Origin of the sequence: Hymenobacter mucosus, assembly GCF_900188255.1 — a bacterium.
Taxonomy (GTDB): domain Bacteria; phylum Bacteroidota; class Bacteroidia; order Cytophagales; family Hymenobacteraceae; genus Hymenobacter; species Hymenobacter mucosus.
In genome coordinates this window covers 271,972-297,557 of sequence record NZ_FZNS01000005.1, presented here as the reverse complement: position 1 = coordinate 297,557, position 25,586 = coordinate 271,972, and the positions used below count along the sequence as shown (strand labels likewise).

Annotated in this window: 22 protein-coding genes; 5 read left to right on the top strand and 17 right to left on the bottom strand. The window is 54.2% G+C overall.

What is annotated here, in order from left to right:
• Nucleotides 1-91 precede the first annotated feature (91 nt).
• Together CHB83_RS13950 and CHB83_RS13945 are read right to left on the bottom strand one after the other, a co-directional pair.
• Nucleotides 92-1,042, bottom strand: coding sequence for an MBL fold metallo-hydrolase (locus CHB83_RS13950; RefSeq protein WP_089333069.1), 951 nt, complete (start codon nucleotides 1,040-1,042; stop codon nucleotides 92-94).
• 78 nt (nucleotides 1,043-1,120) lie between these two features.
• A complete protein-coding gene (locus CHB83_RS13945; RefSeq protein ID WP_089333068.1) occupies nucleotides 1,121-1,885 on the bottom strand; it encodes a DeoR/GlpR family DNA-binding transcription regulator in 765 nt (254 codons plus the stop codon).
• 252 nt (nucleotides 1,886-2,137) lie between these two features.
• Between CHB83_RS13945 and CHB83_RS13940 the strand changes: the two genes are divergently transcribed.
• The 3 genes from CHB83_RS13940 (at nucleotide 2,138) to CHB83_RS13930 (ending at nucleotide 6,202) form a co-directional block, all read left to right on the top strand.
• On the top strand, nucleotides 2,138-3,760 hold the full coding sequence (locus CHB83_RS13940) for a glycerol-3-phosphate dehydrogenase/oxidase (RefSeq protein WP_089333067.1): 1,623 nt from the start codon (nucleotides 2,138-2,140) through the stop codon (nucleotides 3,758-3,760).
• Nucleotides 3,761-3,926: 166 nt separating this feature from the next.
• The gene (gene glpK, locus CHB83_RS13935; protein ID WP_089333066.1) at nucleotides 3,927-5,477 is read left to right on the top strand and encodes a glycerol kinase GlpK; all 1,551 of its coding nucleotides are present in this window, start codon (nucleotides 3,927-3,929) and stop codon (nucleotides 5,475-5,477) included.
• Entirely contained in the window at nucleotides 5,474-6,202 is a 729-nt protein-coding gene (locus tag CHB83_RS13930) for an MIP/aquaporin family protein (protein ID WP_055562544.1), read from the top strand. The genes glpK and CHB83_RS13930 overlap by 4 nt, the downstream gene beginning before the upstream one ends.
• Nucleotides 6,203-6,286: 84 nt before the next feature.
• Here CHB83_RS13930 and CHB83_RS13925 read toward each other — a convergent pair whose 3' ends face one another.
• From CHB83_RS13925 to CHB83_RS13895, 7 genes are all read right to left on the bottom strand, one after another.
• Nucleotides 6,287-6,925, bottom strand: coding sequence for a hypothetical protein (locus CHB83_RS13925; RefSeq protein WP_089333065.1), 639 nt, complete (start codon nucleotides 6,923-6,925; stop codon nucleotides 6,287-6,289).
• Nucleotides 6,926-7,066: 141 nt separating this feature from the next.
• The gene (locus CHB83_RS13920; protein ID WP_089333064.1) at nucleotides 7,067-7,945 is read right to left on the bottom strand and encodes a ChaN family lipoprotein; all 879 of its coding nucleotides are present in this window, start codon (nucleotides 7,943-7,945) and stop codon (nucleotides 7,067-7,069) included.
• Between the two features lie 190 nt (nucleotides 7,946-8,135).
• The gene (locus CHB83_RS13915) at nucleotides 8,136-8,882 is read right to left on the bottom strand and encodes a hypothetical protein (protein ID WP_089333063.1); all 747 of its coding nucleotides are present in this window, start codon (nucleotides 8,880-8,882) and stop codon (nucleotides 8,136-8,138) included.
• Nucleotides 8,883-8,892: 10 nt separating this feature from the next.
• Nucleotides 8,893-10,230: an ABC transporter permease gene (locus CHB83_RS13910; RefSeq protein ID WP_089333062.1), complete on the bottom strand. Its 1,338-nt coding sequence runs from the start codon at nucleotides 10,228-10,230 to the stop codon at nucleotides 8,893-8,895.
• Nucleotides 10,231-10,321: 91 nt separating this feature from the next.
• A complete protein-coding gene (locus tag CHB83_RS13905; protein ID WP_089333165.1) occupies nucleotides 10,322-11,269 on the bottom strand; it encodes an ABC transporter ATP-binding protein in 948 nt (315 codons plus the stop codon).
• An 82-nt stretch (nucleotides 11,270-11,351) separates the two neighbouring features.
• Entirely contained in the window at nucleotides 11,352-11,981 is a 630-nt protein-coding gene (locus tag CHB83_RS13900; protein ID WP_089333061.1) for a hypothetical protein, read from the bottom strand.
• Nucleotides 11,981-12,484 carry an RNA polymerase sigma factor gene (locus CHB83_RS13895; protein ID WP_045687434.1) on the bottom strand — a complete coding sequence of 168 codons (504 nt, stop codon included), beginning with the start codon at nucleotides 12,482-12,484 and terminating at the stop codon, nucleotides 11,981-11,983. The genes CHB83_RS13900 and CHB83_RS13895 overlap by 1 nt, the downstream gene beginning before the upstream one ends.
• Before the next feature lie 184 nt (nucleotides 12,485-12,668).
• Here CHB83_RS13895 and CHB83_RS13890 point away from each other — a divergent pair, with 184 nt between their 5' ends.
• Nucleotides 12,669-14,936 (top strand): S41 family peptidase, encoded by a 2,268-nt coding sequence (locus CHB83_RS13890; RefSeq protein WP_179225534.1) that lies wholly within the window; start codon nucleotides 12,669-12,671, stop codon nucleotides 14,934-14,936.
• A 107-nt stretch (nucleotides 14,937-15,043) separates the two neighbouring features.
• Here CHB83_RS13890 and dnaJ read toward each other — a convergent pair whose 3' ends face one another.
• The 8 genes from dnaJ to CHB83_RS13850 form a co-directional block, all read right to left on the bottom strand.
• The gene (gene dnaJ, locus CHB83_RS13885; RefSeq protein WP_045687433.1) at nucleotides 15,044-16,183 is read right to left on the bottom strand and encodes a molecular chaperone DnaJ; all 1,140 of its coding nucleotides are present in this window, start codon (nucleotides 16,181-16,183) and stop codon (nucleotides 15,044-15,046) included.
• A gap of 107 nt (nucleotides 16,184-16,290) precedes the next feature.
• Nucleotides 16,291-16,923 (bottom strand): nucleotide exchange factor GrpE, encoded by a 633-nt coding sequence (locus CHB83_RS13880; protein ID WP_236705039.1) that lies wholly within the window; start codon nucleotides 16,921-16,923, stop codon nucleotides 16,291-16,293.
• Between the two features lie 175 nt (nucleotides 16,924-17,098).
• Nucleotides 17,099-18,094 (bottom strand): GTPase ObgE, encoded by a 996-nt coding sequence (gene obgE / locus CHB83_RS13875; RefSeq protein ID WP_045687135.1) that lies wholly within the window; start codon nucleotides 18,092-18,094, stop codon nucleotides 17,099-17,101.
• Between the two features lie 180 nt (nucleotides 18,095-18,274).
• Nucleotides 18,275-18,898, bottom strand: coding sequence for an adenylate kinase (locus tag CHB83_RS13870; protein WP_045687134.1), 624 nt, complete (start codon nucleotides 18,896-18,898; stop codon nucleotides 18,275-18,277).
• 122 nt (nucleotides 18,899-19,020) lie between these two features.
• Nucleotides 19,021-19,560 carry a phosphoribosyltransferase gene (locus CHB83_RS13865; RefSeq protein ID WP_089333059.1) on the bottom strand — a complete coding sequence of 180 codons (540 nt, stop codon included), beginning with the start codon at nucleotides 19,558-19,560 and terminating at the stop codon, nucleotides 19,021-19,023.
• A 157-nt stretch (nucleotides 19,561-19,717) separates the two neighbouring features.
• A complete protein-coding gene (locus tag CHB83_RS13860; RefSeq protein WP_089333058.1) occupies nucleotides 19,718-21,955 on the bottom strand; it encodes a sodium-translocating pyrophosphatase in 2,238 nt (745 codons plus the stop codon).
• A gap of 111 nt (nucleotides 21,956-22,066) precedes the next feature.
• Nucleotides 22,067-23,245, bottom strand: a complete 1,179-nt coding sequence (locus CHB83_RS13855; protein ID WP_089333057.1) for an acyltransferase family protein — start codon at nucleotides 23,243-23,245, stop codon at nucleotides 22,067-22,069.
• Between the two features lie 52 nt (nucleotides 23,246-23,297).
• A complete protein-coding gene (locus CHB83_RS13850) occupies nucleotides 23,298-24,212 on the bottom strand; it encodes a M20/M25/M40 family metallo-hydrolase (protein WP_055562548.1) in 915 nt (304 codons plus the stop codon).
• Between the two features lie 110 nt (nucleotides 24,213-24,322).
• Here CHB83_RS13850 and CHB83_RS13845 point away from each other — a divergent pair, with 110 nt between their 5' ends.
• Nucleotides 24,323-25,576 carry a tol-pal system protein YbgF gene (locus CHB83_RS13845; RefSeq protein ID WP_089333164.1) on the top strand — a complete coding sequence of 418 codons (1,254 nt, stop codon included), beginning with the start codon at nucleotides 24,323-24,325 and terminating at the stop codon, nucleotides 25,574-25,576.
• The last annotated feature ends 10 nt before the right edge of the window (nucleotides 25,577-25,586 follow it).

Below are 25,586 nucleotides of genomic sequence, written 5' to 3'. Positions count from 1 at the left end.
CCGCCCCCCTCCACAGCTACTAGGTCGCCGTTGCCCGGTTGTAGTTCTGGGTTAGCGCATATTCGTCCATTGCCGCTTGCAGCGCCCGATTCTAGAATGTCAGCTGTTGCCCTTGCTCCGGAAACACGAGTTTCACTTGCAGCTTATTGGCCTGCGCTAGTTGCTGGCGAATAACTTCCTCGTTGCCCGCAGTGGGTTTGATGTGGGTAATGACAACGGGCATCCCCCGCAGGGCGGCTACCCCCGTCAGTTCCCCCAGCACACCTAGTTCCTGCATTACCAGTGCTGGGGTAAGGTGACCAAACAACTGCTTTTCGGGCTGGGCATTGCTGTAGGAGGCCTCTATAAAAATGGCCTTGAGCTGATGAGCCTGCACCAGCGGCCGAACAGCCTGCCAGAGGGTACGCAGGTTTGCACTTTGCTCCACCGCGTCGGCGCCAGTGTCGCCGAGGTAGAGCAGGTAGCTGCGTTGGCTGCGCACAAGGAAAGCCGTGCTTTGGTAGGGTTTCCCGTGGCTGAGAGCAAAGGCCTGCACGCTTAAGCCGGTGTTTTCGAGCGGGGTTTCCTGCTGGGGCACTAGTTCACGCAACTGGTACTTTCGCAAATTTGGCGCGGCACCGCTGCTCCCAAAGTTGGGCCAGGCGCGCCAGTTGAAATAGTCGTTCTGCACGGTAGCAAGGCAACTGGGCAGCCCGTACAGGGTTTTAGACGTATCGTCGGTGGCGTTGAGCAGCAAGCCGGCTACGTGGTCGAGGTGAGGATGAGAAATCAGGTAGCCTTTGACATGGGTACGTATCACGGCGGCGGCTGGGCCCACCAAGGCCTTGTTGGCAACGGCTTTTACTACCCCACTGTACACGGTGCCCGCGTCAAGGCACACGTAGGCACTGCTTCCCGTCGGAGCTACTAAATAGGCGGAGAGGTTGCTTTCATCCAGCCCCCCTTTCACCCCAAGCGGCACCACAGTGAAGGCGGGCGCGGTTACTTCAGTAGTTGGCGCCTGGAAGAAACTCAGGAGAACAGCAAACAGAAATGTGCGCATAGCATACGTGCGTTAGATAGCCCCGGAAGCAGGCTGGCAGCAATACTTCTTTCGTAGTGAACAGTACGTGTGAAACTTCTATACCACCGTCAGGGCAATGCCTTGCTCTTCCAGCTTCCTGACATCCTGCGCCGAGATACCGGCATCGGTAATGATGCGGTGAACTTGGTCGAGGCCACAAATACGACCGAAACCACGCTTGCCGAACTTCGAGGAATCGGCCAGCACAATGGTTTCTTGGGCGGCGCGCAACATAGCTTGGTTGAGGTGCGCCTCACCGATGTTGGTAGTGGTAAGACCAAAATCTAAGTCGATGCCATCGACGCCCAAAAACAGCTTGCTGCAGGAGATATCGGCCAGCACTTGCTCGGCGTAGGGCCCAGTAACGGAGGAAGAGCTATGCCGCAGGTAGCCGCCTAGTTGCATTACCTCAATCTGAGGGTGACGCAGCAATTCCATCCCCACGTTGAGGGCGGAGGTAATAACGGTGAGGGGCTGGTTGGGGGGCAGTGCCCGCGCAAGGGCCAGCATGGAAGTACCCGAAGCCATAATAATAGCCTCCTGTGCTCCCACCAGCCTAGCGGCGGCAGCCCCAATGGCTGCTTTTTCTTCCGCAAACAGCTGCTCCTTCTCGTTTACTGGTCGGTCTTTGATGTAGGGATTCTCCAGCGCAGCCCCGCCGTGAGTACGAAATAGCAGCCCTTTTTCCTCCAGCAGTTTCAAATCTTTCCGAATCGTTACGGCCGACACATTTAGCGCCTCACACAAGTCGGGCACCTCCACGTGTTTATGCTCCTGCAACTGCTGCAAAATTAGCTGGTGTCTTTTTACACTTGGATTCATTCAGGCAAAAGTATCCGGTTTGATGAGAGTTGCTAGCTTCCATCCTGCAGAAACGAAACGTATTGCGAAAGCAAAAGCTACACAAAACGAAACAAAGCTTACAAAATCGCCTCCTATTATCTCAACACACCGATTTACAAACAACATAATAAGAAAGCCTTTGATTAGTAGCAGACTTGAAACTTGTTTCCTTTTGTTTCGTTTACTTATCTTTATACACCATAGCACGAAATCACACCGTTTGACAAAGCCATGCGAAACGATACTACAACTACCCGCTTCCAACGCTCTGCTCTCTTACAGCAGCTGACCAACCAAAAAAGCTGGGACCTGATTGTAATTGGTGGTGGGGCCACTGGCCTGGGTGTCGCACTAGACGGCATTAGTCGTGGCTATTCAACATTGCTCCTCGAACAGGTAGATTATGCCAAGGGTACTAGCAGCCGCAGTACTAAGTTGGTGCATGGGGGCGTCCGCTACCTAGCTCAGGGTGACGTAGCACTGGTGCGCGAGGCGTTATACGAGCGGGGGCTACTGCTAAAAAATGCCCCTCACCTAGTGAAAAACCAAGATTTCATCATTCCTAATTACGAATGGTGGGGCGGCCCTTTCTATACTATTGGCCTCACCATGTATGACTTGCTGGCCGGCAAGCTCAGCTTAGGGGCCTCGAAACACCTTAGTAAGACGGAAACCCTCCGGCGCCTGGGCAATATCAAAGCCGATGGCCTGAAAGGAGGCGTTTTGTACCACGATGGACAGTTTGACGATGCCCGCCTAGCCGTAAACCTAGCCCAGACTGCTGTAGAGCGGGGTGGCACGCTGCTCAACCACTTTGAGGTGCGCGGGTTGCTGAAAGATACCCAAGGCAAGATTTCGGGGGTAATGGCCGCCGATCAGGAAACCGGCACTACCTACGAGCTAACGGCCAAGGCCGTGGTGAATGCAACCGGCATTTTTGTAGACGACATTCTGCAAATGGACAAGCCTGGTACCAAAAAGCTTGTACGTCCTAGCCAAGGCGTGCACATCGTGCTCGACAAGTCTTTCCTGCCTGGCGATGATGCCATCATGATTCCCAAGACCGACGACGGGCGGGTACTGTTTGCCGTGCCGTGGCACAACCGCGTGGTGCTTGGCACCACCGATACGCCCCTGAATGAGCACAGCCAGGAGCCGCAGGCGTTAGAGGAAGAAATCGACTTCATCTTGCGCACGGCTGCTCGCTACTTAACCCGGGCGCCCAAACGCAGCGACGCCCTCAGCATCTTCGCGGGGTTGCGGCCTCTTGCCGCACCGCAGGCCGGCTCGGAGAAAACCAAGGAAATCTCCCGCAGCCACAAAATTCTGGTGTCAGAGGCGGGACTTATCACCATCACGGGGGGTAAGTGGACTACCTACCGCCGCATGGGCCAGGACACCGTAGATAAAGCTATTGCCCTGGGTAAGCTACCGGCTGCCAAGAGCACCACGGCCCAAATGCCCATTCACGGCGCCCAACCCACCCCCGACCACAGCAACCACCTGTACGTGTACGGCACCGACCAGCCGGCCCTGCAGCAACTCATTGTTCAGCAACCCGAGCTAGGGCAGAAACTTGACGCGTCTCTCGAATTTTTGAAGGCCGAGGTAGTGTGGGCAGCCCGCTACGAAATGGCGCGCACGGTGGAAGATGTGCTGGCCCGCCGCGTCCGGGTGCTTTTCCTTGATGCGCCCGCCGCCATCCGTATGGCACCGGAGGTAGCCGCCCTTCTAGCCCAAGAACTAGGCCACGACCAACGCTGGGAACAGCAACAGGTAGCGGCCTTTACAGCCGTAGCACAGCACTACTTGCTAGAATCCCAGCCAGCACCCGTGAAAGCGGCAGCCGCATAGGTTGCTACCGCCGCTCTCTTGCAAAGCGGGCTGCCACTGGCTAGTAGGCAGAGTATATAGTTGCTACTCTGCCTCAGCTAAGATGCTGCTAGGTTACTTGTGACCAGTGGCAGCGCCCTTGTTTCGTTTTCTTTCGTTCTTCCCTCCCACCTTTACTTCCCTTCCTATGGCCCAGTATATTCTTGCTCTCGACCAAGGCACGACTAGCTCCCGCGCAATTCTGTTTGACCATAAAGGACACATCGTGTCAAAGGCACAAAAAGAATTCACTCAAATTTTCCCGAAGCCGGGCTGGGTAGAGCACGACCCTTTGGAAATTTGGTCGACCCAGGCGGGAGTAGCGGCGGAAGCCACGGTGAAAGCGGGGCAAAACGGGAAGAGCATTGCAGCCTTAGGTATTACCAACCAGCGCGAAACCGTAGTGGTGTGGAACCGCAAAACAGGTAAGCCGGTCTATAACGCCATTGTGTGGCAGGACCGCCGCACAGCCGAATACTGTGACCAACTGCGGGAAGAAGGCCACGAAGACTTAATCCGCTCGAAAACGGGCTTGCTACTAGATGCCTACTTTTCGGCCAGCAAGGTGAAGTGGATTCTGGACAACGTGAAAGGCGCGCGCAAAAAGGCCGAGGCAGGTAAACTAGCCTTTGGCACAGTGGACAGCTGGCTGATTTGGAACTTCACCCAGGGCGAGCTGCACATCACCGATGTCACCAATGCATCGCGCACCATGCTGTTCAACATTCACTCCTTGGCGTGGGACGAAGAGCTACTACAGTTATTCGACATTCCGCGCAGTATGCTACCCGAAGTACGGGAGTCGAGCGAGGTATATGGGGAAACGAAAACAACCGTCTTCGCTTCCAAAATCCCGATTGCGGGCATTGCCGGCGACCAGCAGGCCGCCCTCTTTGGACAGCTCTGCACTAGTCCGGGCATGGTGAAAAGCACCTACGGCACCGGCTGCTTTATGCTGATGAATACCGACTCGGAACCGAAAGTATCCCATAACAACCTACTGACGACGGTAGCTTGGAAGATAAACGGGCAGGTGCAGTATGCCTTAGAGGGTAGTATTTTCATTGCGGGCGCCGTGGTGCAGTGGCTGCGCGACAACCTGGGCATTATCAAAACCTCAGCGGAAGTTGAACAGCTAGCGCGCCAGGTAACCAGCACCGATGGTGTGTATTTCGTGCCTGCCTTTGCCGGGCTGGGCGCGCCCTACTGGGACCCTTACGCCCGAGGCGTCATTTTTGGCATGAGCCGAGCTACTAAGTCGGCCCACATTGCCCGGGCGGCGGTAGAAGCTATTGCCTTCCAAACCATGGACGTGCTAAAGGCAATGGAAGCCGACTCGGGCCTACCCATTGCGGAGCTGCGCGTGGATGGCGGCGCTTCCTCCAACGATATGCTCATGCAGTTCCAGGCAGATGTGCTAAACACGAAAGTAACCCGTCCGCGCATCACCGAAACGACGGCCTTAGGCGCAGCCTACTTGGCAGGCTTGGCCGTGGGCTATTGGGAGAGTGTGGAGGAAATTAAAGCCCTAGGTCAGTCCGATACTTCGTTTGAGCCCAAGGCCAATCGGGCAGGTATTGAGGAAGGTATCGACAACTGGAACCGGGCCGTGCAGGCGCTGCAAGTGTGGGCGAAGGGCGGCCACCGCCCCGTAGCTACTGCTACTGCTGCCCAGCCCGAAACGGCCGTTGCCTCATGAGCCCGCTTGCGGCAGAGTTTATTGGGACAACTATTCTCATTTTACTAGGGGATGGTGTGGTTGCCAACGTAGTACTAAAGGACACGAAGGGACACAATAGCGGTTGGATGGTTGTTACAACGGCCTGGGCCTTAGCCGTATTTGTGGGCGTAGTAGTAGCAGGGCCAGCTAGCGGGGCGCATCTGAATCCAGCCGTTACACTAGGGCTCGCCCTAGCCGGCAAAGTTGCCTGGGAACTTACCCCTGGCTACATAGCTGCTCAGTTGGCTGGCGGCTTCGTGGGCTCGGCGCTAGTATGGGTGCTGTACAAAGACCACTTCGACCGCACCGAAGAGCCCCTGCTGAAGCTTGCCGTGTTTTGCACTGGCCCGGCCATTCGCAACCATCCCTTCAACCTGCTAAGTGAGGTGGTTGGAACCCTGGTGCTCGTGTTCACCGTGCTGTATATTACGGGCGCCGAAATTACGAGTACACGCGCGGCCATTGGCTTGGGCTCAGTGGGGGCCTTACCCGTGGCTTTGCTGGTGTGGGCAATAGGCTTGGCTCTGGGAGGAACCACAGGCTACGCTATCAACCCTGCCCGCGACCTGGGCCCTCGTCTTGCCCACGCAGTGCTTCCCATACGGGGCAAGGGCTCTAGTGAGTGGTCCTACGCCTGGATTCCGGTAGCAGGCCCACTTCTGGGCGGGGCACTAGCGGCAGGTTTGCACCTGCTCTTAGGGTAGTGGCCTCGCAACCAGCCCGGCGCCCCGCTGCTTTATAGATTTGTTCCTACTCCCGCTAGTGTAGCATACGCACTAACCAGATGTCTAACTAGTCAGCTCGTGCGCGTAGCCAATTCCTTCTAAATCGGTTGCTAGCTGGGTCCAGTCATCCAACTCATTGTTGATAGCAAGGGCGGCAGCTTTCGTCAGCGGCTGGTGCTGGTAGATGGGAGCTACGGCTTCTGTTTCAATGGGCTCCCGCTCGGTTTCATCGAGGTAATACTCATTGGCCCAGTCGGCGTAGGTTTCGGGGTTGTTGTCGAAGATGTAAAGCAATTCCTCCGAGCCATCGTCTTCACTTTCAACAATGCCGGTTTGCCAGCCGTGGGCGGGCGTGTACCAGAGGCAAAATGTAGTACCGATGGAGTTGACCGGCTCGCCGAAGATAAATTCTTCAAACGCGTCGGGCAGGCCGCGGGTCACCTGGGATTTGTCGGGCTGGTCGTATTCCGCCAGGAAACCATTGATTACGCAGCCTTCCGGCCGAAACAGTACCAGCATTTGGTCGCCTTCCCCGTCGTTCATTTCAAACACGGTTTCCTGCTCATCCCAGTCGGAATTGTAGGTATAGTAGCGGTACTCCGGATCCGGAGAGTTGATGGCATCGAGAACGGCCAAGGATTGGCAGAGGCGCTGTAAGGTGGCTGCGTCGGGCAGGGCGGTGAAGTCTTGCGTGGAGATCATACGAGTGAAGAGAGAAGAGCCAGTGCCCTTGTACGGCCCGAAAGTAGGGCCGGTACGTTTATAAGTGGCTTTTCTCAACGGCTCGCGTTTCCTTGCACGATGTAGTTTGCCTTGGCGACAAGAAATCAGCGTAGGCGCGGCCTAGTAGGTTTTGGTCATGTCCTGGGGCACTACCAGCACGAAATCAGCCTTTTGCTCATTGTCCTTGTCCAACCTTCCCAGTTGCTCCTGCGACACGGTGCTGATGGTCAGCACGCGGAGTTTGGGGTTTTGCTGGCGCAAGTAGGCCAGAATGCCGTCGTGGTTGTCGGAGTGGTAGGCGCCATTGAGGTGTAGCAGCAAGTGCCCCGCGGGGCGGGCTTGGTTGAGGAAGTAGGCCATAGTAGCGTCCTTTAGCGCCTGGGCCTGGATGATGTTCTGCACACCGGCAGCGTGGGCCGCGTCGCCACCAAACATTTTCACCATATTCTTGTAGCCCGGCAGCTCGTAATCAACGGTCAGGGGAAGCGGAGCCACCCAGGCTTTTTCGGCACTGGGCAGGTCATTGAGCGCCGTGAGGCTACCCTTAGCTACCTGAGAGGCAAACCGACGCGGCACGTTAGTACCTACCACCCGAAACTTCTGCTGCTTGGCTAAGTGCAGCAGTGGTTTATAGTCGGTACCGTAGTTAGGCCAGGGGCGGCTTTGTTCTTCGAAGTCCTTATCCGACAGTTCGCCTGTAGTGTATTGGTCTACCAGGGGCTGCACGTCGCGCTCAAACATTTCCAGGCCCAGCACCAGCTGTCCTTGCTTTACACGCAGCAGGTCCTTGGTAAGCTGTAGCTCCAGCCAGTGAGCAATCGGGTCGTTGTGCTGCTCCCCGAAGAAAACTACGTCTGCCGCAGCCAGCTCTTTCAGCATCTTATCGTAGGTAGCCGGCTTGCCCGTGGCCGTAAACAGGCGATAAGCCGGTTTATCGTCGGCGCGCAGCCCCAAGCTAAGCAGCAGGAAAAGCAGAGGAAATAGGAATACTTTTTTCATCGGTGGATGGCCCAGCACTCGGCGTTACCAAGGGCGGCAGGCGTGTTCAAAGGTACGGGCAATTCATAACGCAAAGGCCCCGACGCGCGTGTACGTCGGGGCCTTTGCGTTCAGGGTAATGACCTTAATTGGGCTGCTTTTGTTTGAAGCAGCCACTGAAAGTGCGGCGTATAGAGGTGCTACCTGCTACCTAGGTTGCTGGGCTGGCGGGCACCGGGGCCTTGCTTAACTGCCGCAGCACAACCAAGTGCCCAAACAGCACAATGGGCACCACCACGGCGGGCAGCCACACAAACGGGAACTTCAGCACCGCCACGTTCGGATTGGCAAAGGCCACCTGCTGGAATGGTACCGGAGAGGCCACTACTGCCCAGAAGACAATGTTCAGTAGCAGTAGCAGGGCCAATACGTGCCACAGCAGCACGACCTCCCGCGGCAGCCACGGGCGCGTAAATCCCCACAAGCCAAGCAACGGCGCGGTAAGTCCCACCAGAATATCGGGGTTGCGGCCCATGAAAGTCATGAGTTCGGGCACTTCTTTCGCCAAGAACAGGCCATACAGCACCAGCTCCACCGGTATGCGCACCACATTTAGGTAGGTTAGCGTGCTTAATGGCAAACCATTGATAAACCGACGGCCGCGCGCCGTGGTAAAGGCAGCTACTATAGCCAACAGTGCAGGTAAAATGGCGAGCAATAATAACCGAGGCGGCCGCGCAGCTAGGTCTTGGTACAGGCCTAGGCTCGCAAAAAATCCTTGCGCGGCCATCCACAGCAGCAGCCCTACCAATAGCACTCGGGCCTGCTTGGGGTTGCTACGGCGCGCGGCCACCCAAAACCACAGCACCGCCAAGAGCGTGATTAGGGCAAACGCCACGGCCAGGCCAGCCGGTGGAGCACTGTACAAATTGGCTGGTGCCTGAATCGAGCTGAGCATTGCAGGTGGTCTAGCCCTTATAAAACATCCACTTCGACAGCTCGCCGTAGGTTACTTTCTTGCCGTACATCAGAATGCCAACCCGGTAGATGCGGCCCGCTAGCCAAGTAGTAGCCACAAAACCAGCCACAAGCAAGACCATGGATACGCCCAGCTGCCACATGGGCACCCCACCAAATGGCAGGCGCATCATCATGGCAATGGGCGAGGTAAACGGAATCATAGACATCCAAACTGCTACGGTTCCGTTCGGGTTGGTTGTCAGAATTGCCTGGGACACCACGAACGTAAGAATTAATGGCATCGTCACGGGTAGCATGAACTGCTGCGTGTCGGTATCATTATCCACGGCCGAACCAATGGCCCCAAACAGGGACCCGTAGAACAAGTAGCCGCCCAGGAAATAGAACAGAAAGCATCCCACCAGAAGCGGCACGTTCAGATTGGCATTGTGCAAGGCCGTGACCATTTTGGCCGCAACATTCGTTTCCTTCTTGGCGGCCTTTTCCGCGGGCGTATCGGTGCGCACCATAGCCGTTGTGCGGTCTACGCGGCTTTGCATAATCTTTTCCGGGCTGATGGAGCCGGCTATTGCGGAGTTGATGCCAATGGACAGCACCACCCACAACGTCAGCTGCGTGAGGCCCACGCCAGCAATGCCCAGCACTTTCCCCATCATCAGCTGAAATGGCTTCACCGTGGAAATTACTACCTCCACAATGCGGCTAGTTTTCTCCTCCATTACCCCGCGCATAATCTGCACGCCGTAAATGAAGATGAACATGTAAATCAGAAACCCGCAGAGGTAGGCAATGCCCGTGCTAACACCCGTACTGGAACTCCGCTCCCCATCCTCACTGAGGCTGACAGTTTGCAGGTCCACGTCGGCCTTGAGGCGGTCCAGGGTGGCGCGGGCAATACCCGATTGGGCCAGGCGCTGGTTTTCCACCTCTTGGTTGATAACGCGGTTGATATCTCTTTCCAGGGTTACGCTTAGACCCTTGCGGGAAAACACCTGAAAGCCGGTGGGGTTGGCTAAATCTAGCTTAGGGATGTAAACCAGGGCCTCGTACTTGCCCGCTTTGAACTCCTGCTTGGCTTTAGCCAGCTCCGGCGACACGCGCACAAAGCGCAGATCTTCTTTGGCTTCCGGGAGCTGTTGGCTGAACAGATTGCCCGCATCGGCCACTGCCACGGTCTTGTCTTTGTCGCTTAGGCTCGCAATCAGAATGGGCACTGCAAACAGGGCTACCGTGAGCAAGGGCCCAATCAGCGACATGATGATAAAGCTTTTCTTGCGCACCCGCGTGAGGTATTCGCGCTGCGCGATAAGCCAGATTTTATCCATGAGTAAGAAGATGTAAAAGTCAGGAAGTAGGCGTCAAGTAATGGGTGATTGGAATAAAGCAAAGGGTAGCCGGTACGGGACCAGCATGGCCTTAGCTCGTAACTTCAAATTCCTCTACCAAGCTCTCGGGCATGGTCTCGCGCACGCGGCGAATGAAGATGTCGTTGATGCTCGGAATCAGCTCCCGGAATGCGTGTACTTCCACGCTCCCAATGAGGTAGCGCAGCAGGTCGTTGGGGGTAGTGCCGCCGTGCAGCTTAATGTGGTCGTAGAAGAAGCCATTCTCGCGCTCCTGGTGCTTGAGCACTTCAAAATCTGGGTGCATTACCATCAGCCGACCTTTGCCTTCTACCTCGTAGGTCTGAGTTTTGAACTGGTCTTTGATGGTGCGTACAGGCCCATCTAACACCTTGCGGCTGCGGTTAATGAGGGCAATACTGTCGCACATTTCTTCCACCGACTCCATGCGGTGGGTGCTGAAGATGATGGTAGCACCTTCCTCACGCAGGCGCAGAATCTCGTCCTTGATTAGGTTAGCATTGATGGGGTCGAAGCCCGAGAAAGGCTCGTCGAGGATGATAAGGCTGGGTTCGTGCAGCACGGTAGCAATAAACTGCACCTTCTGCTGCATGCCCTTGGAAAGGTCCTCCACGTTTTTCTCGGCCCAGGGCTTAATGTCGAAGCGGGTAAGCCAGCCTTTGATGCGCTGGGTAGCATCGGCGCGGCTTAGGCCCCGCAGACGGGCTAGGTAGAGTAGCTGCTCACCTACCTTCATCTTCTTGTAGAGGCCACGCTCCTCGGGTAAGTAACCAATTTGGGCAATGTGGTCGGGCTTGAGCCGCTCCCCCCGGAACCGGATTTCGCCTTCGTCGGCGCCGGTAATCTGGGTGATAATACGAATCAGCGACGTTTTGCCAGCCCCGTTAGGGCCGAGCAGGCCGAAGATGCTACGCTCCGGAATGTCGAGGCTCACGCCATCGAGGGCAACGTGCGCGGCATAGGCCTTGCGTACGTTGATAGCTTGAAGGATGGGTTGCACAGCTAGGTGAGTTGGTTTTGGTACTAGCGAATGTAGCTTTTTTACTATGTCGTAAACATGGTCTTTCAACCAACCGGCTGCTTTATTCCCCCAACTCGTGCAGGGCCGCTTCCAGCCGGTCGAGGTACTGACCGTAGAGGTGCTGTAAGTACCAGCGCATAGTTTGGCGCATCAGCAGAAAAGTAGCTCCCCCTACTACCAGAACTATCCCGGTCGTGATGACCAGGCTAAGTAGTAGTTTCTGGCCCGCTAGCTTCTGGGAAAGCTGAACACCCAAAAAGCCCAAGACTATCAGAAAGACGGCCGGAATGCTCCATAGCGTACCAAGGTTGTACAAGTGCATCAATTGCCGAAGCGTGCGAAGCTGGCGTGCCACATGGTCTCGGAGGGGGCCGTTGGCTTGGCGCAGTTGCCGAAGCACCTGCACCTTGTGGTAGTAGTAGTACCCGGCTACCACACACAGCACCAGCATAGCCGCAGATATACTACGAGCCAACCCCAAGGTACTTTGGGTAGCTGCTGGTGCCGTTAGTACTGAGCCGAAGATCAGAAAGCACAGCACATTAAACCCCGATTCTAGCCACGCATTGCGCAGCATTTTCGCTACCGGGCTAGTAGAGCGGCGAGTCAACAACTGAGAAAGAGCAGCTGCATCCAATGTCTCGGAGGGCTGACCCTGTTGCCACTGGCGGCGGAAGTTATCGAGGTCCATTAGGCGGGTTGGGTTAGTAGGTGGCGAAGCTTGTCTTGCACGCGATGCATTTTCACGCGCACATTGTTCTGGGTAATGCCAAGGATGTCGGCCATTTCCTCGTAGGTGCGTTCTTCGAGATACAAGAGCACAAAGGCCTTTTCCACATCGGAAAGACGCCCGATGGCATGGTAGAGCTGAGCCAGATCCTCGGCGTCGGGCCCCGGCTCGGGGGGAGGTGCTACGTCCGGCACGGTGGGCCCGAACCGTTCGGCGGCCGGCTTGCGGGTACGTTGGCGCAAGTCGGAAATAGCCACGTTTAGGGCAATGCGGTAAAGCCAAGTGCTGAACTTAGCCCGGGCCTCGTAGCTGGGGTAGGCGCGCCAGAGTTGCAGCACAATTTCCTGGTACAAGTCCTGGCGGTCGTCGGCATTGGCAGAGTACATCCGGCAAATGCGTTGCAGTAGCAACTGATGGGCAGCAAGGTGGGCCACGAACGGCGCAGAAGTAGCAGAGGCTGACACGAGTACAATAGGCTAATAGAGTAACGCAACATGAGTCGCCGAGCCGAGCCCAGCATTACAGCCCAACCTAAAATTATTTTCTGACGGCGGCCCGTTGCTACCATTTTCTAGTTTCTATCTGCCACCTTAAGGGGCTTTTATGCATCTTATCGGTAGCATTATTCATCCTCTATTCTTTTGTTCTGTGCCTACCCGTTATACTACTTGGCTTCTTGGCTGCGGCATCTTGCTCAGCGGCTCTTGGGTGAAAGCCCAATCCACTACCCTTGCTTCCATTAATCTTGACTTAGAAACTCAAGACAAAGCCCGCCACCTACCTGCCGGCTGGGCGCCCGGCATCCATAGCCCCGGTGCCCCCACTCCCGGCTACCAAGTGCAAACCGATTCCGTGGTGCACCAACAGGGCCGCTACTCCGTGCGCCTCCAGTCCTCCTATGATGCTGGCACGAACAGTTTTGGGGCCGCGCATTGGGCCATACCGGCTCGTTACCAGGGTAAGTCCATCACCCTCAGCGGCTACTTAAAAACGGAGGCCGTTCAGAATGGCTTCGCGGGACTTTGGATGCGCCTGGATGGCCCGAACGGCACGCTAGGGTTCGACAACATGCAGAAAGCCAACCTCCAAGGCACGCACGACTGGCAGCTGTATTCTATAACGCTGCCCCTGGCGCCCGAGGCAAAAACTATTTACCTAGGTGGCCTGCTGGTAGGTACTGGCAGCGCGTGGCTTGATAATCTAAGCCTCACTATCGACGGCAAACCGCTCACCCAAGCCCGCCCCAAAGCCACGACAGTGTACAAAGCCGACGCGGATACGGCCTTCCAGAAAAGCTCCGGTATTGCGTTCAGCAAGCTTAGCGCGCAGCAAGTTGAGAACCTAGCGGTGCTGGGTCAGGTGTGGGGCTTTGTGAAATACTACCACCCCGCCGTAGCCCGGGGCGACTACAACTGGGATAAGGAGCTATTTCGCATCATGCCGGCCGTGCTAGCCAGCCAAAACCAGGCAGACCGTAGCCGGGTGCTCAGCACGTGGCTTACTGGCCTGGGCCCCGTTACTAGCCCCGTGGCTGCCACCGTCTCTCCAAGTAAAATTCGGGTGCAGCCCACCCTTGCTTGGCTGACCGACGGGAAGCAACTCAGCAAGGAACTGCAGCAGCAGCTGTTGTACCTGCGCGCGCACCCCGCAGCCGCGACAGCCCACTACTACGTGGGGCCAGCCGAAGCCGGCAACTTGGCGTTTCTGCACGAAGATGCCTACGCCCAGATGGCCTATCCCGATGCGGGCTACCGCCTGCTGGGTCTATTCCGCTATTGGAACATCATTGAGTATTTCTTTCCCTACAAGTATGCCATTGGGGAAGACTGGCAGCCCGTCCTCTCGGAGTTCATTCCACAATTCGCCAACGCACCGGATGCACTTCACTACCGCTTGGCGGCGCTACGCTTAATTGCGCGCGTTCATGATACCCACGCTAACCTCTGGGGGGCCGACAAGGTGCTCACCGACTACCGTGGCAATTATACCGTGCCCGTTAGCATTCAGTTTGTGCAGCAGCAGGCCGTAGTAGCCAAGCTGCGCCCAACAACGCAAGCCGCGCCCACTGTGCTACAACCCGGCGACATTATCACGACGGTAGACGGGGAAATAGTGGCAGATTGGGTGAAAGCACGCCAGCCTATTTTTCCTGCTTCCAACCAGCCTACCCAGTTGCGCAACATGGCCGGAATGCTACTGCGCGGCAATACCCCCACGGTGCGCCTAGGCATTATCCGCAACGGTAAAGCCAGCACGCTCGACGTAAACCGAGTTAGCCTCTCCTCCCTCACCCCACCTACCCAGACCGCCGCTACCGATAGTAGCCACCGCTTCCTGCGGCCCGATGTGGGCTACCTCACGCTAGGGCAGATCAGTACGAAAAGCTTGCCCCGCATCATGTCCGAGTTCAGTCAAACCAAAGGCTTGGTAATCGACATCCGAAACTACCCCGCCGAGTTTGTGGTGTTCACTTTGTCACAGTACCTAGTGCCAAGGCCCACTCCGTTCGTCAAGTTCTCCATCCCGGTTCCTAGCCAACCTGGGTTATTCACTTGGACCAACGCCCTGCACGTGCGCCCCGGTAAAGGCCAGGCTTACCCCGGCAAGGTAGTCATCTTGGTAAATGAGGAAACGCAAAGCCAAGCCGAATACACAACGATGGCCTTACGTACCGCGCCACGCGCCACTGTGCTGGGCAGCACAACCGCCGGCGCCGATGGCAATGTGTCGCGGTTTGCCCTGCCCGGCAACCTGTCCACTATGATTTCCGGCATTGGTATCTACTACCCAGATGGCCGCGAAACCCAGCGCGTAGGCATTGTACCGGATGTAGAAATGCACCCCACCGTGCAAGGCCTACAAGCTGGCCGCGACGAGCTACTAGAGAAAGCGCTGGAGCTCATTGATCAAGGCTAGGCCATACGCCAGTAGTTAACCCTTATCATACAAAACGCCCACCTCCAGCGAAGAAGGTGGGCGTTTTAACAACCGTAAAACTCACGAAGAGCTAAGTTGCCACGTGCTTATTGAAAATACTCTTTCACTTTCTCGAAGAAGCCTTTCTCGTTCTTACCAGGGTTCGGGGTGAAATTGCGGGCGTCGCGTAGTTTCTCTAGCAACTCCCGCTCCTCACTGGTTACATTCTTGGGCGTCCATACACTGAGGTGGATAAGCTGGTCGCCACGGCCGTAGCCGTTGATGTCCTTGATACCCTTACCACGCAAGCGCAAGATTTTACCGGGCTGGGTGCCTGGCTCTACCTTGATTTTTACTTTGCCTTCAATGGTAGGCACCTCAATACTAGCGCCCAAGGCTGCATCCACGAACGAGATATACTGCTCAAACATGATGTTGTTGCCGTCGCGCTTCAGTAGTTCGTGCGGCTCCTCCTCAATCTGAATGAGCAAGTCGCCGGGTACGCCCCCACGCTCGGGGTAATTACCCTTGCCGTTCATGCTTAGCTGCATGCCCTCGGCTACACCTGCCGGAATGTTAATCGGAATAACTTCCTCGTGCAACTGACGGCCCTCGCCTTGGCATACATCGCACTTGCTAGTGACTACTTTGCCTTCGCCTTCGCAGGTAGGGCAAGTAGAAGCACTTACCATCTGACCCAACATGGTATTTACTACCCGCTTCACCTGGCCCTGGCCGTTACACGTACCGCAGGTTTTGAGATCAGTGCCATTTTTGGCACCGGTACCCGAGCAGGTGTTGCACGCCACATAGCGCTTCACCTTAATTTTCTTCTCAACGCCGTTGGCTATTTCTTCGAGGTCCAACTTGAGCTTGATGCGCAGGTTAGAGCCTTTGCGTACGCGCCGACCACCTTGGCCACGGCCACCGCCGCCAAAGAAGCCTTCGAAACCGCCGCCACCGAAGATGTCACCGAACTGGGAGAAGATATCCTCCATGTTCGGGCCACCGCCGTTACCGCCCATGCCCTGGTGCCCATACTGATCGTAGCGGGCCTTTTTATTGGCGTCCGACAGCACTTCGTAGGCCTCTGCGGCTTCCTTGAACTTGTCTTCGGCCGTGGGGTCGTCGGGGTTTTTATCGGGGTGATATTTGATGGCCACCTTCCGGTAGGCCTTCTTTATCTCGTCGCCCGAAGCGTTTTTGGCTACGCCTAGCACCTCGTAATAATCTCGCTTCGTTGCCATCTCGTTGTACTTCGTCTGTCATGCTGACGAAGGAAGCATCTCTACCAGAGTGGTTTACTCGAAGCAAGCGGTAGAGATGCTTCCTTCGTCAGCATGACAACTTCTTATTACAGACCCAACACCACTTTGGCGTGGCGGATCACTTTGTCGCCGAGATAGTAGCCTTTTTCTACCTCGTCCACAATCTTACCTTTTAGATCCTCAGAAGGAGCCGGAATTTGCGTAATGGCTTCGTGCAGTTCGGGGTCGAAAGCACCGCCCTTGGCCTCCATAGAAGCTAAACCTTTTTGGCTCAGCGTCTTCTGAAGTTTGTTTTGAATGATGTCGATGCTCTCACGCACCGCGCTTGCGTTGTCAGTGTCTTTGGTATGATGGCGGGCCCGGTCGAAATCGTCGAGGACGGGCAGCAGGGCAACCATTAACTCCTGGTTGGCAGTTTTAAACAGGTCGGCGCGCTCCTTGGTGGTGCGGCGCTTGTAGTTTTCAAACTCGGCAGCCAGACGCAAGTACTTATCCTTCAGGTCAGCCAATTCGGCATCGGTTTTTGATCCGGCTGCAGGTTCCGTATCGGCGCTTTCCACTGTTCCTAGTTCAGGCGCAGTGGGTTCTTGGGGAAGCTCGCCGGCTACGTGGTCAGCGGCAGCGTCAACTTGGTCGAATTGGGTATCCTCGGGTTGGGGAGTTTTATCGTCAGCCATTTTCGCTTGAAATCGTCGGAATGGGTTGAATCGGGAAGACATAGAGCCAAGTCGCGTCACAAGGAGTTTGCCAAAGCCAGGTCAGCTGTCATTGTGGCACAGAAACTCCGAAAGCCAGGTAGTTAGTTCAGACGCACTGGCGCAAATCCTTAGTAGAGTCCGCAACACTCGCAGAGAACTGCTGGCAGCGTTGCTTCATGCTAGGCGGCTGTACTACTTATTCAGCGTGAAGCGCTTGCCAGATCATATCCTTCAGCGGCTGAATATTTTTGTTGGTGAGGCTAGAAATAAAGATGGTCGGCAGCTCAGTAGGTAGAGACTCCCGGATTTCTGCCTCCAGCTCGTCGTCTAGCATATCTGATTTGGTAATGGCTAACAAACGCTTTTTCTCCAGCAGTTCCGGATTGAACTGCTCCAATTCATTCAGCAACACTTCGTATTCGGCGTTGATGTCTGGCGAATCGCAGCTGATCATGAACAGAAGGATGGAGTTGCGCTCCACGTGCCGCAAAAACCGATGCCCCAAGCCCCTACCTTCTGCGGCCCCCTCAATGATACCGGGAATGTCGGCCATCACGAACGACTTATAGTCGCGGTAGGCTACTACTCCGAGGTTAGGCGTTAGAGTCGTGAAAGCGTAATCAGCAATTTTGGGCTTAGCCGCCGATACAACGGACAGCAATGTGCTCTTACCAGCATTAGGAAAGCCCACCAAACCAACATCGGCCAGCAGCTTGAGCTCTAGAATTACCCACTCGTCAATACCAGGCTCGCCGGGTTGGGCATACTGCGGGGCTTGGTTGGTAGCAGACTTGAAGTGGTCGTTGCCAAGCCCCCCCCGGCCGCCCGGCGTAAGGATAAGACGCTGGCCGTGCTCTGTTATTTCCAGCTTTTTCTCGCCAGTCTCCGCATCACGAGCAATGGTACCAAGAGGCACCTGAATGATGATATCGTCGCCCTGGGCGCCCGTGCGCAGGTTCTCGCCACCATTCTCGCCAGGCTTAGCAATTAGGTGCTTCTGGTATTGTAGGTGCAGCAGCGTCCAGAGCTGGGAGTTGCCTTCTAGAATGATGTGGCCACCACGGCCGCCGTCGCCACCGTCGGGGCCACCGTTGGGGAGGCCTTTAGCCCGGAAGAAATGGTGCGAGCCCGCTCCTCCCTTGCCCGAGCGGCAGTTGATTTTGACGTAGTCGATGAAGTTATTAGAAGCCACAGTGGGAAAGAATGAAAAATGAAAGTTAGGATGAAGCGTCTGGCGCTGCCTAAAAACAACTGTCATCCTGCGCATTGCAAAAACAACCACCGCATTCATTACAAATGCGCGGGGAGTTCTTTGCGATGCCCAGGATGACAGATAGTTCTGCCACTACCCCAATGGGTAGTAGCTGCAAAGTTACGCTTTTACTTCGTCGGTTGCCTGACGGCTGCTTTCCGAAGTGGCAGGTAGCTGCTCATCCAAGATGGTGCAGATCTGACCGAAGATATCTTCGATAGCCCCAATGCCATTGAGGGCATGGAATTTCTCTTGCTGGGCGTAATAGCCAGCCACCTGAGCAGTTTCGGTGTTATACACCGTTACACGCTTGCGGATTTTCTCCTCGTTCTGATCGTCGGGGCGGCCGGAAGTCTTCCCACGCTCTAACAAACGCTTCACTAGTTCTTCTTCGGCTACTTCTAGCGCTACCATACAGGACACCTTGGTATCGTGCTTGGCCAGTAGCTGATCTAGGCTTTCTGCCTGGGGTACAGTGCGGGGAAAACCGTCGAAGATGAAGCCAGCAGCCTGTTTGTTGTCATTAAGAGCACTGTCAATCATGCCAATCACTACTTCATCCGGCACGAGCAGGCCTTCATCCATGAGTTTTTTGGCGCGCAAGCCCAATTCGGTACCCTGCGTAATTTGGGCGCGCAGCAAATCACCCGTTGAAAGGTGAACTAGGTTGTAACGGGCAATTAGCTTTTGGCTTTGCGTTCCTTTGCCGGCGCCGGGTGGGCCGAAGAGCACGAGGTTCAGCATGAGTAGCGGGGAGTTACGCGGAGGTAGGGGAAAATGAGTGGGGTTCTGGAAAGATACGCAACGAACAGGAAAGCCTCTATGGTCGCCAGCGAATTTTAGCTAGCCAGCAACTTGCCCCTTTTTCAGACTGCTTTATACACATCGGGGTAGTTGCGCCCCAAGCCGTCATAATCAAGGCCATAGCCCACAATGAAATCGTTGGGGATGCTCAGGCCCACGTAGCGAATCTCGAGGGGGTGTTGTAAGCAATCGGGTTTCAAAAACAGCGTAGCTACTTCCAGTGACGCAGGCTTTTGAGCGCCGAGGGTTTCCAGGAGCATCCGCATGGTATGACCTGTATCCACGATGTCTTCCAGGATAATTACGGGACGGCCAGCCAATTCCTCGGTCAGCCCAAGTACTTCCTTCACTTTACCCGTGGTAGAAGTACCCTCATAGGAAGCGACCCGGATGAAGCACACTTCGCAGTCGAGCGTCACGGCCTTAAGCAGATCGGCAGTGAACATGAACGAGCCGTTGAGAACAGACACGAAAATGGGCTGCTGCCCAGCGTAGTCCTGGTTGAGGCGGGCGGCGACTGCGCCGATAGCAGTAGCGAGCTGGTCGGCAGTCAGGTACGGCTCAAACTGCTTGTTGTGCAGTGAAATATGGTCCGAATTCATCCGTTTAAGGTAGGGCCGTGGTTGTGCGGGTGGGCAAAGGTAGCACAAAAACGCCGCCGTCCGGGCTCGGAACGGCGGCGTTGCGTTTGGCTATAGCTTATTCAGCCCAGGGAAGTACTTGCTACTCCTATTACTAACGAGGCGGTAGGCGCTACCTCTACAAGTGTCGCATTAAGTGAAAAAAAGCCTCCGCAGAGAATAAATTTTCTCGAGGAGTAGCCCTACGCAGTTGAGCTTTCAGTTCTGGCTTGTGCACCTGAACACTGGTGTTCTGTTGGGCTACTGCCCGCTCAGGAGCCGCAATGTGCGGGGCAATTACCAGTGACACGATGCTCATGAGCTTGATGAGGATGTTCATACTAGGCCCAGAGGTATCCTTGAAGGGGTCGCCTACGGTATCTCCCGTAACGGAAGCTTTGTGCGCGTCGGATCCCTTGAACTCCATCTTGCCGTCAATTTCTACCCCCTTCTCGAAGGATTTCTTGGCGTTATCCCAGGCACCACCGGCATTGCTTTGGAACATGGCCATTAGCACCCCGCTCACGGTTACGCCAGCCAGCGTACCCCCCAATACTTCCGGCCCCATCGTGAAGCCTACTACTACTGGCACTAGCAGGGCAATAGCCCCCGGCAACATCATTTCCCGAATAGCGGCATGGGTGGAAATAGCCACGCACTTCTCGTATTCGGGTCGGCCCGTACCTTCCATTATTCCTGGAATTTCCCGGAACTGCCTCCGCACTTCCTGCACCATGCTCATTGCAGCGCGCCCTACGGCGGAAATAGCTAGCGCCGAGAAAATAAACGGAATCATAGCTCCAACGAAAAGCCCACCTAGCACGCGTGCGTCGCTGATATCAATGCTGCTGATGTTGGCCGTACCCATAAAGGCCGCAAACAAAGCCAGCGACGTGAGAGCCGCCGAAGCAATGGCAAAGCCTTTCCCCGTGGCTGCTGTCGTATTGCCAACAGCATCGAGAATATCAGTCCGCTCGCGCACCTCCTTCGGCAATTCGCTCATCTCGGCAATACCGCCAGCGTTGTCGGCAATAGGCCCGAAGGCATCAATGGCCAGTTGCATGGCCGTAGTAGCCATCATGCCGGCCGCGGCAATGGCTACGCCATACAATCCAGCACACTCGTAGCTTAGAATGATACCCGCTGCTAGCACTATAATGGGTAGCACGGTACTTTCCATACCTACGGCCAGCCCTCCAATAACGGTGGTAGCATGCCCCGTTGAGCTTTGCCGAACGATGCTAAGCACCGGGCGCTTGCCCATAGCAGTGTAGTACTCCGTGATAATACTCATTAGCGTGCCTACGACCAGGCCAACTACCACTGCATAGAATACGCCCGTTGCATTAAAGGTAATCCCACGAATCGTAAGGTCCTCGGGAGGCAGCATCCAGCGAATAAGCGCATAGGAGAATGCACCTGATACCAGCACAGAGACATAATTACCGCGGTTGAGTGCAGCCTGCACATTCCCTCCCTCCCGCACCCGAACGGTCAGGATCCCAATCAACGAGGCGATAATACCCAGTCCGGCAATGGCCATAGGCAGCAGAATAGGCGAGAGCCCTTGAAACTCATCGCCCCGCGCTACAACCTCCCGCCCTAGCACCATGGTAGCCAAAATAGTAGCTACGTAAGAGCCAAATAAGTCGGCCCCCATGCCTGCTACGTCGCCCACGTTGTCGCCTACATTGTCGGCAATGGTAGCGGGGTTGCGCGGGTCATCTTCTGGGATACCCGCTTCTACTTTTCCTACTAGGTCGGCCCCAACGTCGGCAGCCTTGGTATAAATGCCGCCGCCTACCCGGGCAAACAGGGCAATACTTTCGGCTCCTAAAGAAAAGCCCGTTAGCACCTCCAAAGCGGTTTCCATTTCCACTCCATTGGCACTACCCTTCCCAACTACAAATAGCTGGTAGAACACTAGGAACAAAGAGCCCAAACCTAGTACGGCCAGACCGGCTACGCCCATACCCATCACCGAGCCACCCGAGAAGGACACATTTAACGCTTGGCTCAAGCTAGTACGCGCCGCCTGGGCCGTCCGCACGTTGGACTTGGTGGCAATCTTCATCCCAATGAAGCCAGCCAAAGCCGAGAAGACTGCCCCAATGAGAAAGGCAATGACAATAACCGGGCTCGATTTCTCGCCGGTACTACCCAAATAAAACAAGAACGCACACGCCATCAAGCCAAAGAGGACCATTACCCGGTACTCCGCTTTCAAAAAGGCTATTGCACCATCAGCAATGTAGCCAGCAATAGTACGCATGCGCTCCTCGCCTGCCGGCTGGCGACTCACCCACCCAGAACGAAGCCACGTGTAGACCAACGCCAGCACACCCAGTGCTGGCACGACATAGAGAATCATCATCATAAACGGTGGGGTTTGAGCTGAATGATAAAAACAGGGGCTTGGAGTTGCTAGTAAAATAAAAGTTTTACCAGTAACTCCAAGCCCCTGACAGATAGTTATATAACCTAAAGCTTACACTTTCCGAAAATAGTTGACAGAAACTCGCTCAGTAACCTGATATAGCACATAAGCTACGATTGTTACTAGTGGTACTGCTAGCCAGTAGTAGCGCTCATAGAATATCGTTTCGCCCGTCAAATACACCATTCCCCCATAACACAGAAGTAGGAGTGGAAAGTGATAGAGATAGAGAGAAAAGCTAAATACACCTAATTTGTGTAACGCGCGCATTAAGATGTTTTGACGAGATACTTTACCCACCAGCAACGCTGATATACTTATAACAGCTAACAAAGCTGCTACTATACCAGATAGAGGTTTCAACTTTAGCACGGCTAGTACTAATAGCAATACAAATAATATTCCTACTACAACTGTTAATATCCAACCTGAAACACGTTGAAACGAAACGAGCCACCTTGTTTCAATTACTATATCATAAACAAAAGCACCTATTGCAAAATATAAATTATATGTAAAAAAGTAATCAATGAAAGGATTAAGCCCCACTTCATAGGACAAAACAAGCCCTACTATGTGTAAAACGACAGATGCGATATAATAAATTCTTACTTGCCATAAAAATAAAGGAACCATAAGATAAAATATTGCCTCTGGCAATAACGACCAATATACATCATTATAGCCAATATAAATTTTACCTATAGGCATAAAGCCTAACGTACTTATAATCCCGTGTAAATTTAAAGCTTGTAGTTCATACCAAGCTTGATTTAATGTTATATTCAGCTCCCTGCCATTAGACACAGATAACGCAGCAGGTACTAATGTAGCAACACACCATAGAACGCATACTGCAAGAACCGATGCGAATAGATAAGGCGGATAGATTCGGGCTACTCTATTAATATAGAAAGGCAAAGGCTTACGGTGTTTACGTAATTGTGCATATCGAATAAAAAACCCGGATAACACAAAAAACAATATAACCATCTCGTAGCCCGCTGAGCTGAGCATATCGAGGCCAAACAATATATAGTCTAATACACTCCAAGAGCTACGAGGGTGCACATCTAAGAACTGACGCCCCCCTGACCAAACAAGGTATTTAGCGTGAAATATCACTACGTAAAAAGCACAGAAACCACGTAATGAGTGAAGAACGTCTAATTCTTGATATGTTAGATGCTTAAGAGCAGCAGGGTCCTTTCGTTTGCTTACGGAGTGCACAAAAAAGAATGTGGTTGTGGAAACAAAACAAAGGTACTATGCAATAGTAATTTTATAGCCTCTTCAATAACACTTGGTATAGCACTAGCATACTAGCTATATCACGCTTATCTACGATTTCGTTTGGTGAATGCACATTATCCTCCGGTGCACCCACAAAACACCAATCCCATGGCTGAGCGCCATGTTGCAACTCTTTAGCATCAGAGCCACCACTACTTTCGACCTCTAGCTGATGAGGAATCCCGGCTTCTTGGGCAATGCGGCGAATGCGCTCCACGTAACTACGTCGCGGGATTAGCGAGTCGCGCATAGAAATAGCCACTCCTAGACCAGGTTGAACTCCCTCTGTCACCCACGTTATATCCGAAATAAGCGCCTGGCGTACTCCATAGGTCTCATAGATGTACTTGGCTAAGTAGGCCACCGAGCCACCGCCGTGCTCCTCCCAACAAGAGAAAACGATGATACCATCTTCCAGTGTTTCGCAAAGCCGAAGGGCGTTCCATACTCCCAGCCGGTTATCCAGGTAGCAGCTTTGCACTGTCGTCTCAGTTTCTCGGAAGTCGCATTGAAACGTAAGCTCCGTACCCCGCTCAATTTCCCGGTGAAAATCGTGGCTAAGTGCGCCGGTATTCTCATCTACTACCAAGCGGCATAAAATTGGCCCCTCCGTGTCCTGTCCTACTAGCTGGTAACCAGTTTCCACGTCAGGCCCGCCAATGCGCACTAGCTGGCGGCCATAGCGCACCGTGAAGCCGATACTGTCAATATGAGCAAAAACAGCCGTTCTAGGCTTACCAAATACTAGAATAATGCAATCCTGAAACTCTTCACCTTGCAGGAGGGTTGGCAAGGTGCGCCAGCTCGACTGATACCGTTGAATGTAGTCTAGCAAGAATTTTGTTAGAGGTGCTTCATTGCCGGAAGGCGCAGCTACGCGGCATAAGGTTTCTAAAAGCTGCATGAGGTGTATATTATTTGTCCAAAATTAGGATAAAAGTCCTAGTTTAGCCTTTTCGTGGGTGGGTTCATCAGATATTCTCCGTTAGGATGAAGCCGCAAGTAGCTGTGATTATGATTCAAAAACTCCGTTTTGTCCTGTTGATGGTGCTGTTGCCGCTGGCGGCGCTAGCGCAGCAACCGGAATCTACCAGGGTTGCTCCTATTGATACCTCGCGCCAAGTACAGTTAGATAACGTAGACATAGCACCCAATGCTGTGGATACGGAAGGCTGGCTGCTACTCGACAAGGATATTCAGACGGAATTGGAAGGGGCGGTTTATAACTTATATAACTTCAAGTACGACAAGGCAGAACGCCAGTTCCGCTCTCTACGCCGACGATATCCCAATCATCCTATGCCCTACTTTCTACTAGGCCTCAGTACCTGGTGGAAGATCATGCCAACCAATAATCAAACGAAGCAGTACGACAAGCTCTTCTTTGCGTACATGGATACGGCCATCACTAAGGGCGAAGCCTTGTACGAAGCCGACAACCGTAACTACGAAGCCTGCTTCTTTCTGGCAGCGGCGTATGGATTTGATGGCCGCCTACACGCTGACCGACGCGATTGGCGGAAAGCAACTGTCAGCGCCAAACGGGCGCTTGATTATCTGGAGATTAGCAAAGAGGCCAACGGACTGAGCCCCGAGTTTTTGTTTGGGCAGGCTCTTTTCAATTATTACGCCGTCTGGATTCCTGAGAATTATGCCCTGCTGAAACCAGTGCTCCTCTTTTTCCCAAAAGGGAATAAGTCCTTAGGATTACAGCAGTTGCGCAACGTAGCCGACAATGGCTTTTACGTAGGCCCTGAGGCGAGGGTATTTCTGATGAAGATTCTGCTCAACGAGGAGAACAAACCCGAAGCAGCCCTGCCAATTGCACGGTATATGGCCTCCACCTATCCCGACAACGCCTATTGTCAGCGTTTCTACGCACTAGTCTGCTTTAACCAAAGTGAGTTTAGAGAATGCGAGCGAATCAGCCGAGATATTCTCGATAAACTTAACCGGGGCATGCCTGGCTACGAGGCTATCAGCGGGCGATACGCAACCTATTTTTTAGGTTGGCTGACCCAAAACAAGTATAAAAATATAGCCAAGGCCAAAGAGTACTACCAGCGCTGTATAGTCTTTGCCGAAAGCACAGGAGAAGTGAATGGTGGCTTTTACGTGTACGCAAATCTAGCGCTGGCTCGCCTAGCCGATCAGGACAAGGACAAAAAAGCCGCTATTCGTTACTACACAGTAGTACGAGATGTATCAGAGCACGATACGGAACAATACATAGAAGCAAAAGCGTATCTAAAGAAAAACAAGAAGTAGACACGCCCCG